This is a genomic window from Ruminococcus sp. AM26-12LB (assembly GCF_003480785.1).
GTDB classification, from domain to species: domain Bacteria; phylum Bacillota; class Clostridia; order Lachnospirales; family Lachnospiraceae; genus Blautia_A; species Blautia_A fusiformis.
Genome location: NZ_QUJX01000048.1, coordinates 329 through 596 on the forward strand (window position 1 = coordinate 329; position 268 = coordinate 596).

Here is a 268-nt window from a genome sequence, read left to right on the forward strand (position 1 = left end):
CAACAGATCTTAATTTTACTCTATGCTTAAATAAAGAGTATGATGATCAGGGACAGCAAAAAGGCGATTGCTTTGTAGTAGAATCACTGCGAGATGAAGATTGTTTTTCTAAAAGTACAACAGCATATACAGTAACTCATATTTTCTCAGCACCGAATGATGCGAAAAAATATACAACTTTACTGTTTTTGGATGAAAATGCAATGATAGACAGTCTTCCGGATGAAATTAAAAACATGCTGGATCAAACTTTATTACATAAATAAAA

General features: G+C 31.7%; 1 pseudogene. It reads left to right on the forward strand.

Going from position 1 to position 268, the window contains the following annotated elements:
• Positions 1-266: pseudogene (locus DW694_RS17395) on the forward strand (hypothetical protein); the annotation flags it as partial.
• Positions 267-268: the final 2 nt, after the last annotated feature.